Origin of the sequence: Antarcticimicrobium sediminis (assembly GCF_004348975.1) — a bacterium.
Lineage (GTDB): Bacteria > Pseudomonadota > Alphaproteobacteria > Rhodobacterales > Rhodobacteraceae > Antarcticimicrobium > Antarcticimicrobium sediminis.
The window spans coordinates 66,260-75,565 of the sequence record NZ_SMFP01000015.1; the positions used below are offsets into that span (position 1 = coordinate 66,260).

Here is a 9,306-nt window from a genome sequence, read left to right on the forward strand (position 1 = left end):
AGCGCCGCGAAAAGCGGCCGCGCCGATCAAAGGGGACGCGCATAGTCCCGATCAGTTCGAGCGCGGCGCCAAGGCGTCCGCGATGGTCTGGGCGTCAACGCGCAGCAGATCGAGATAGGTTGGCACCAGGCCATCAGCCTCGGTCAGGCTGTCGACGTAGAGCATACCGCCATAGGTGGCGCCGGTTTCGCGCGCGACCTGTTTGGCCGGGGCCTGATTAACGGTGCTTTCACAGAACACGGCGGAAATGTCATTGGCGCGGACCGTATCGATAACGCCCCGAACCTGCTGCGGCGTGCCGGTCTGGTCGGCGTTGATGGGCCAAAGATAGGCCTCGCGCAGCCCGAAATCACGGGCGAGATAGCTGAATGCCCCTTCGCAGGTCACCAGCCAGCGGTTCGCCTCGGGAACCGCCTGAATGCGGTCGCGCAAGGGCCCCACGGTGTCGCGGATCCGCTGCTTATAGGCTTCGGCGTTGGCGGCGTAGATTTCCGCGCTGTCGGGATTATGTTGGGACAGGGCGTCGCGGATGTTGTCGACATAGGTGATCGCATTGTCGAGCCCCATCCAGCCATGCGGGTTCGGCAGCCCCTCATAGTCGCCTTCGGCGATCGAAATGGGATCAATCCCGTCGGTCAGGATCGCGGAGGGCATGTCGCCCAGATTGTCGATGAACTGTTCGAACCAGCGTTCAAGGTTCAGACCGTTATACAGGATCAGGTCAGCATCCGAGGCGCGCACGATATCCCGCGGTGTCGGCTCATAGCCGTGAATTTCCGCGCCCGGCTTGGTGATCGAAACCACCTCGGCCTCGTCCCCCGCAACATTCTGCGCCATGTCCTGCAGGATCGTAAACGTTGTCACGACCTTGAAAGCCCCCTTCCCGCCTTGGGCGTTGGCCTGAAGGGCGAACAGGGATGTCGATGCGATCACCGTAGAGAGGGCAATGGATCGTAGGGACAAACGAGGCATGCGAAATTCCTGATTGGGTGCGGTTCCAATGGTGTTAATGAGAATCGGTCGCAAAAGTCAATGCAAATGAGAATGACTCGCAATAATTTCCCCATCGCGGGCTGAAACGCGCGGATCACAAAGCGAAAATCCCGGTTTTCCGGTCAGGAACGGTGATTTCGCGCGACAACTCGCGCAGCACCCTTCACCTTCGACCCGGGATACCGGGTAAGTTTGATGTCCGGTGAGCCTAAAGCGCGCGCACTGAAAACGGGATGTCGATGTGGAACGTGGTGCCTTCGCCAAGGCGGCTTTCATAGGAAATGGCGCCCCCCATCCGCTCGATCAAAAGCTTGGCGATATGCATCCCCAGACCAGACCCTCCGGACGCCCGTGTCTCCGAGCTGTCAACCTGATTGAAACGTCCGAAAACCTGATCCTCGGCGTTTTCCGGAATGCCGATTCCGCTGTCTTGGATCGACATTCTCAGCTGTGTCCCGATCACCTGGACAGAGCATTCGACCTCCCCGCCTTCGGGCGAGAACTTCACCGCGTTTGAAAGCACGTTTCCGACCACCTGCTTCAAACGGTACGGGTCCGTATGCACCTGGGCATGCACGTCATTTGTGACGAGTGAGAGCGCAACCTTGGCCTTGGCGGCATGGCCCTCGTGTTCTTCCATGGTTTCGCGCAGGAAGTCGATCAGGTCCAGATCCTGAAGCTTGAACTTGACCGCATTCAGGTCGAGCTTTTGCAGATCAAGAACATCGTCGATCAGCCGCTGCAACCTGACACTGTTCTTCTGGGCGATGTTCAGCAAGTTTCTGACGGGATCACTGACCTCCCCGACAACGCCATGAAGCACCAGATCCAGCCCCCCTTTCAAAGAGGTCATGGGGGTGCGCAATTCGTGGCTGATCACGGCAAGAAACTCGGTCTTTGCACGGTTGGCGGCCTCGGCATGAACCACCGCCTCGCGCAGGGCTTCGGCCGTGCGTTCCCGTTCCGTGATGTCGACCAAGGACACCGTCCACCCCAAAAGATTGCGCGTCGTCTGGATCGGGCTCGCAATCGGGAGCGCGCGCGGGTCATAGATACGATCCCCGAACCGGATCGGTTCCGCGCAGCCAAGCTCCCCGGTTGCAGCAAGAGAGCGCAACATCGGACCGATCTTTTCCAGATCCCCAAGCCCTTCGCCACGCTCTGGCATCTTGTCCTCGAACAATTCTCTTGCGGAAGAGTTTGCACCGGCAAACTGACCAAGGGCATCCATGATGATCACCGGGTCGTGGGTGGCATAGAACAGCAGATCCCGCCCCAGTGCCTCGGTATCCATCATCCTGTTGTCAGAAAGCAGCCAACTGAAGGCAAGGAAGGCAGCCCCAAACATGAAGGGGGTCGGATCGAACCCGAGAATGGTGACCTCCCAGCCGACATAGGCCACATTGGCCACCAAGGGGGCGACGGTAATGATCGCCAGAACAGCCAGAAAAGGCCGGATGTTCTTTTCAGCCTTCAGGATCGCATAGGCAAGCACACCCAAGGTGGCCAGCACAAAGATGTACAGCCCCGCAGCAATGACATAGAAGACAGCCCCGTGATTAAAGTCGACGAACGCACCGGTCCCGTCCTGCGTAAGATAGGTGTCCGCGCCGTAAAGCAGATGGTGCTGCCCGTTCGTGAAAGCGATCAGGCTTACCAGAACCGGGACACCAAGGAAGCAGCACAGGCGGACCTTTGAGAAACCGCCCTTGGGATTCAACGTATAGTCGAACACGAAGAACGCCCAGGCGATTGGCAGCAACGAAATCGCCGGCCAGGCCGCCAGCGACCAGCCGACCTTGCACGATAGCCCCTGCGAGGCAAAATCGAACACCACGGCAAAGAGCCACCACAGCATCGCCACGAAGGCCCAGACAAAAGCGTGTTTGCCTGCAAAGCGATGGTTGCGCACAACCCAGACCAAGACAAGGGCGCCGAACACCCACAGTGAGGCGATAGCGGCAGGCACGAAGGTGAATTCCAAACTCGTCAGGCAGGTCATGGTCTACTCTTGCAGGTCAGCTTTGCATGCCGCGCCCTGTCCGGGCAGGGCGGGATGAGTCCGAGATTTCTTCATATCGACACCCACATTCCTTCAATTCGCACAGAACATACCGCAGCCCCATGCATTCGCAACCTGCGGTACGACGGGAATTGACCGTCAGAACATGTTGAAAAAATGGCGAAACTGGGGAACCTAAAAGTGTAACCATTGGGTCGCAACTCCTGACGCGCCCCGTTTTTCGGCAAGCGCGCTGTGACCTGCTCCCCTTGAGAGCCAGCAAAGATGACGGGGCTCTGATCAGGTTTTGATCTCGGTGGAACCTGTAGGCATTATCACGCCGAGGACCAACCCCAAAAATTGCGCGTTTCAGGGGCGCAGGTCAGACAATGCCACCCGGCCCGATGATACGCCGCGCAAATGGGCGCTCCCCCCCGAACCCAGTCCGACTGCGGCGAAAGGCAGCGGCATCGTGCCTAAATAAGTGGCGACGACACGCAGTCATCTCGCTACACTTTCATCAGATCAGACTGCCGGAAACTCACACCTTCTGGAGACGCCCCATGGGAACCGATCCCGTCAGGCAACACCCCCGCGCCGCCCTATCGGAGCCACTCGCGATGCTCTGGGCCGACGGGCGATCCGGCCGCCCGCGCCGCAGGTCCAGACCGGGGCGCAGCGCAGGATCGGCAGGATGATTCCTATCCCGCTCAAACCCTTGCTGGCGACGCAGGTGCGCACGTTGCTGCCGGCAAGCTTTGGCATGGTCATGGCGACCGGCATCGTCTCGCTTGCGTCCAGACAGATCGGCCTGAACACCCTTGCGCTGCTTTTATTCGCGATCGCCTGTGTCGCCTACGCAATCCTCTGGGCCCTCACGATTCTGCGGGTGATTTACCATCCGCGCGCCATCTTTCTCGATCTGATCGACCATCTGCGCGGACCGGGTTTTTTCACCAAGGTCGCCGCCACAGGCATCCTCGGCAGCGAGGCGCTGCTGCTGTTCGAGGCCGAAAGCATCGCCTTTGCCCTGTGGTTCTTTGCCGTCGGTCTATGGCTTTTGCTCACCTACACCATCTTCACTGCCCTGACCGTGAAAGAGGAAAAGCCCCCGCTGGAAACCGGGATCAGCGGCGCATGGCTGCTTGCCGTGGTGTCGACCCAGTCGATTGCCGTGCTCTCGGCCCTTCTGGCGCCCCATATCGAACAACCGCTGCGCCTTGATCTCAACTTTCTCGCCCTGTCCATGTGGCTCTGGGGCGGGATGCTCTACATCTGGATGATGTCGCTGATCTTCTACCGCTACACCTTCTTCCGCTTTTCGCCCGGCGACCTGTCGCCCCCCTACTGGATCAACATGGGGGCGATGGCGATCTCGACGCTGGCGGGGTCGCTGCTGATCCGCAATACGACCGATGCCTGGTTCCTGAACTCGATCGCGCCGTTTCTGAAGGGTTTCACCATCTTCTATTGGGCGACCGGAACATGGTGGATCCCGATGCTGTTGATCCTCGGGGTCTGGCGCCACGTCTACAAACGCTTTCCATTCCGCTACGATCCCCTGTACTGGGGCGCGGTCTTTCCCATCGGCATGTATGCGGTCGCGACCGAGGCCATGAGCGGCGCGCTCGACTTCGGATTTCTCGACCCACTGGCGCGGCTGTTCTCATACGCCGCCATCGCCGCCTGGACCGTGACGTTCCTCGCCTTCCTGCGCGCGACAGTGACCCGCTTTGGCGGGACACACTGACCCCGGTCACAGCGTTTGGGGCCAGCACACGTGCCGAACCGGGCGCATCTGCGCACCGGTGTCCGGTTCCCTGTTTCAAACGTGACTCAGATCACTCCGGCGGCCATGTCAGACCGGTCCCGGCGCTCAGTGCAGGGTGGTGTTGCTTTCCGGCCCGCCCGCAACCGCCGCGACATGCATGACGGCGGCCTGTATCTTGTCGCCATCAATCAACAATTTCGGTCCCAGAGGCAGCGCGCCCATGCCGAGCCGCCCCATCCACCGTTTGAAAACCGCAGGCACGATCCCGATGACATGGGTGGCCCCTTCGTTGACGGCTGCGCGCGCCATTTCGGTAATCAGCAACATCTGAACCTGCAGCCTGCGCTCTGCTTCGACCTCGGGCGACAGGAACAGCCGCGTCGCTTCCCAGATATGATCGGCGACAGGCGCCTTCTCATACAGGACATGGGACGGGATACCCGCCAACAATCCGCGCTGGGCATCGCGCAGCATATAACTGTAACACCCGCACTGCGCGGTTGTCGGCAAAAGCCGAATACCGGCGAGCACCTGCCCAAATTCGTGAACCACGACCGAGCGGCTTTGCGGTGTGTCGTACTGATCAAACTCCATCCCGTCGACGTTGGGCAGTTCCCAGTGTTTTGTGTCGATGAACACGCGCTTCCGCGCCCTGAGAAATTCGGTGTAAAGTTCGCCATAATTCTGCTGCGTATGGATCGACAACACGGCCGAGCGCATGCGGTTCGGCAATTTCGCACGCGCCTGAGGCTTGCTCGCCCCCGCCAGAGGTTGTGCCGGCGCGGCCTCTACCTTGGATAGCTTCCGATGGAGCCTCTCCGGCTTTACAGAAACCAGATCAGGCAGAATGCTACGCCCGAATCCCCGCTTTTCTCTCGAGTGAAAACCCATGTATAACCTGCCGATTTCTCGTGTTTTTCTGGCTTCTATCGCCTATTCCTCCAATTTCTGACACAATTGCGCCAAACTTCCATCAATGTTGATGGATACAATCTATACGTGTTGCATTTTTGCATATCGGACGACCAGAGGCTGAGCACATGCCCATCAAAGACGTATTTAGGCCACTGAAGGGCGACCAAAGCGACGATAAAACAATGCTTTGGGCGAACCGCCGCCGGCTTCGCGACTATGCGAAGGTCGGGCGACAGCTCCTGTTTCAACGCATTGCGATCTATTCGGCCGCCATCTTTCTGGCCGGTGCCTACTACAACTGGAAAATCGCGCTTATTTTTTACGCACTTGTCTGGGCCGGCGAGGTCTATGACGGCGTGGTCTTCCGCAACATTCTGGTGATGCGGCAGTGGAACGAGACTGCCGTGCGCCACTTCATGCGCGCGATCTATTTGGGGACCGTGATCAGCGCGGCGGTGATTTCGTTCTTCTGTATCGCGGTGTCGATCCAGCAAGGGCCGGAAACCGGGCACTTCATGCCGCTCTTCATGCTGGTTTCAGCCTCCATCTTTGCGGCCATCAACAATCACCACTTCCTGCCCGTTCTGGCGCTGCGCATCGCGATCTATGTCTCGGCCATCCTGTTCGTTCCGATCCGGGATATCTGGATCGTGCACCCGCCGCTCTCTTCCGAACTCTGGCTGCACCTCTTTACCGTGCTGTTTGTGCTGGGCTTCATTGTCGAGCTTTCGCGCAGCTTCCTGACAGGCTACACTGCCTCTCTACACAGCCGCCAGGATCTCGAGGCGGAACACGAACGCACCAAGGCCGCCTATCAGGCCAAAACGCAGTTCCTGTCGACCGTCAGCCACGAATTGCGCACCCCGCTCACCTCGATCAAGGGATCGTTGGAGATCCTCCACTCCGGCGTTCTGGGGCAGCCCCCGGAAAAGATGAAACGGCCGCTGGACATCGCAACCCGCAACACCCGCCGTCTGGCCGATCTGGTGAACGACCTGCTGCTGCTGCAGAAAGCCGAAGCCGGCAAGATCGAATTCCTGTTCGAGGTTCGCGACCTCGGTGACCTCGTCAACGAGGCGATCGAGCGATTTCGCCCCTTTGCGGACAGAAGAAACATCACGATTGTCACTGATGCGCCCAAAAACGTGTTCTGGGCCCGGTTCGACGGTATGCGCCTTGATCAGGTGATCACCAATCTTCTGTCCAACGCGACCAAGTTCTCTGAGGACGACGGCGAGGTGCGTGTTTCGATCAAACGCCACAACGGATATGTTCGCGTGTCGGTCTCTGATGACGGCATCGGGATCGCCGACAGCGCCCGCGGCCGTCTGTTCGACGCCTTCAGCCAACTGGATTCATCGAACACGCGAAAGTTCGAGGGAACCGGTCTTGGCCTGAACATCTCCAAACGGATCATCGAAGCCCATGAGGGCGAGATCGACTTCACCAGCACGCTCGGGGTGGGTTCGACCTTTTTTGTTGACCTGCACGAAGAAGACGCCCCCACGCAAATCACCCCGTCCGCAGAAGACAGCGCCCCTTTGAAAATCAAGGCGCGGGCCTAAGCCCCCTGTGACCTAACAAAATTCCGCGTCGCAGCCTATTGGCTGCGGCACACGCGGGCCGCAAAACGCGCGAACTTCTGCGCGCGGGACCCCGGCACGCACAAAAAGCCCAAATACAGACAGATGAAGCGAAGCTGGCCATATAAGCCCACATTTAATGAAAAAAGCGGCGCTCCGGTTTGATCCGAAACGCCGCTTATCATGGTACCCAAAGCCGGACTCGAACCGGCACACCCGTTAAGGCGGGGGATTTTGAATTCTACGGAAAGCCCTTTGTTCCAGATACTTAAAGAAATCGACTCCCACTCGATACCGCCTCAGCACGATGCGCTGTGGGAGTCAAGGTTCCTTGCTTTGGATGAGCTTTGCCGCCCGCAATCACACGCTGAGAAAGTCAAAAAATCTTTGCATCGAAGGGGGCATCCAAACATGTACGCCTGTTCACAATCTGCCCGATAAGCAGCGGTGCGACACTGCCCCCGAAGGCCAGCACAAGCCCGGGCAAACCAGGGTCAGGCAAATTCAGTATTTCAGACAACCCCGGTATCCAGAACACTGCCGAAATCATTGCGAGACAAAGCGCGATCGCCCCCCAGACCCAGCCATTGCGCGTCACCTCGTTGACGAACAGGCCGCCGCCGGGCATCCGCACGTTGAACACGTTCCAAAGCTGCGCCAGCGCCAGCGTCAGAAAAGACACCGTGACGGCCGCCTCGGTCGGCAGCATCAGCCAGTGCAAGGCCAGCCAGAAGGCCGTGAGAACCGTCACGGTAATGGCACCGCCAAGAACAGCAATCAGTATCCAGCGGCGACCATCGAGGATCTGTTCGGCGGGATCGCGCGGCGGCTGGCGCATGACGCGATCATCACCCGCGCCGAACCCCAAGGCAAAGGCCGGGAACACATCTGTCACGAGATTAAGGAACAGGATCTGCAACCGTAGTAGCGGCATTGGCAAGCCCGCCCCGACGGCGAGACCGACAATCAGCACCTCGCTTACATTGCAGGACATCAGATACACGACGAATTTGCGGATGTTGTCGAAGATGACCCGTCCCTGCCACATCGCCGCGATGATCGTTCCGACGGAATCGTCCTTGAGAACCATATCCGCGGCCTCGCGCGCCACCTCGGTGCCGCGCAGCCCCATGGCGATACCGATATCGGCCTGTTTCAGCGCCGGGGCGTCGTTCACGCCATCGCCGGTCATCGCCACGATATGTCCGTTTTGTTGATACAGCGCCGCTAACTTCAGCTTGATCGCCGGAGCGATGCGGGCAAAGACGTCGGCAGATAGGATCCGGTCACGCAGAGCCCCGTCGACTTTTGACCCGTCTGTCGTTTCGGTCTCAAGGACATCCAGATCGCCCCCTTCCATCACGTTCAGGTGCCCGCCCTGCCCCAGCCCCGCTTCGCGGGCGATGGCGGCGGCGGTATCGGCGTGATCGCCGGTCAGCATCACGACGCGCACGCCCGCCGCCTGCGCGGCTGCGATTGCTCCGGCGACATCGGCGCGCAACGGATCGCGCAAGCAGACCATCCCGGCCAGCGTGAGCCCCTCATAAGGCGCGCCATCCTCGTGCTCAGCCCGTTTCGAAGCCAAGGCCAAAAGACGCAGCCCCTCACTGGCTGCGGCGCGGCTGCGCTCTTGCCACTGGGCGCGCGTGGTTGCGTCCAGCCTCTGTTCCCCATCACGCCCCAGAACCTTGGTGCAAACCTCCAGAACCGATTCCGGCGCCCCCTTGACGGCATAAAAGAAACAATCGCCCTCGCGGTGAACGGTGGCCATCATCTTTGTATCCTGATCAAAGGCGTGCTTGCGCACCTCCTTACCTGTCTCCAGCAGGGTATCACGGCCTTGCCCGGCTTGGCTCGCAACCCGCAGCAGCGCGACTTCCATCGGGTCGCCCGACGCTCCTTGGGCCCCCTGCTCCAGCGCGGCATTGATGATGTAACTGCCCCCCGACGGCATCTGTGTGCCAAGGTGGGTCTTTGAGGATCCACAAAGGAGAGCGGTCATGTCAGAGATTATCACGGTCGGGCTCGATCTGGCGAAGAAT

At 59.6% G+C, this 9,306-nt stretch carries 6 protein-coding genes; 2 read left to right on the plus strand and 4 right to left on the minus strand.

Annotated features, from left to right (window positions below; translation table 11 throughout):
* Positions 1 to 51 precede the first annotated feature (51 nt).
* On the minus strand, positions 52 to 972 hold the full coding sequence (locus tag E1B25_RS18295) for a metal ABC transporter substrate-binding protein (protein WP_132831037.1): 921 nt from the start codon (positions 970 to 972) through the stop codon (positions 52 to 54).
* A 229-nt stretch (positions 973 to 1,201) separates the two neighbouring features.
* Positions 1,202 to 2,995, minus strand: coding sequence for a sensor histidine kinase (locus E1B25_RS18300; RefSeq protein WP_132831038.1), 1,794 nt, complete (start codon positions 2,993 to 2,995; stop codon positions 1,202 to 1,204).
* A 694-nt stretch (positions 2,996 to 3,689) separates the two neighbouring features.
* On the opposite strand from E1B25_RS18300, the gene E1B25_RS18305 reads away from it, so the two are divergent.
* Complete coding sequence (locus E1B25_RS18305) at positions 3,690 to 4,745, plus strand: tellurite resistance/C4-dicarboxylate transporter family protein (protein ID WP_132831039.1); 1,056 nt, start codon at positions 3,690 to 3,692, stop codon at positions 4,743 to 4,745.
* Between the two features lie 126 nt (positions 4,746 to 4,871).
* Here the strand turns inward: E1B25_RS18305 and E1B25_RS18310 are convergent, their stop codons facing one another.
* Positions 4,872 to 5,486, minus strand: a complete 615-nt coding sequence (locus tag E1B25_RS18310; protein WP_132831040.1) for an acyl-homoserine-lactone synthase — start codon at positions 5,484 to 5,486, stop codon at positions 4,872 to 4,874.
* A gap of 377 nt (positions 5,487 to 5,863) precedes the next feature.
* Here E1B25_RS18310 and E1B25_RS18315 point away from each other — a divergent pair, with 377 nt between their 5' ends.
* A complete protein-coding gene (locus E1B25_RS18315; RefSeq protein ID WP_132831041.1) occupies positions 5,864 to 7,246 on the plus strand; it encodes a sensor histidine kinase in 1,383 nt (460 codons plus the stop codon).
* Positions 7,247 to 7,640: 394 nt separating this feature from the next.
* Here the strand turns inward: E1B25_RS18315 and E1B25_RS18320 are convergent.
* Positions 7,641 to 9,306 (minus strand): cation-translocating P-type ATPase (locus tag E1B25_RS18320; RefSeq protein ID WP_132831042.1); only part of this gene is annotated, 1,666 nt, incomplete at its 5' end.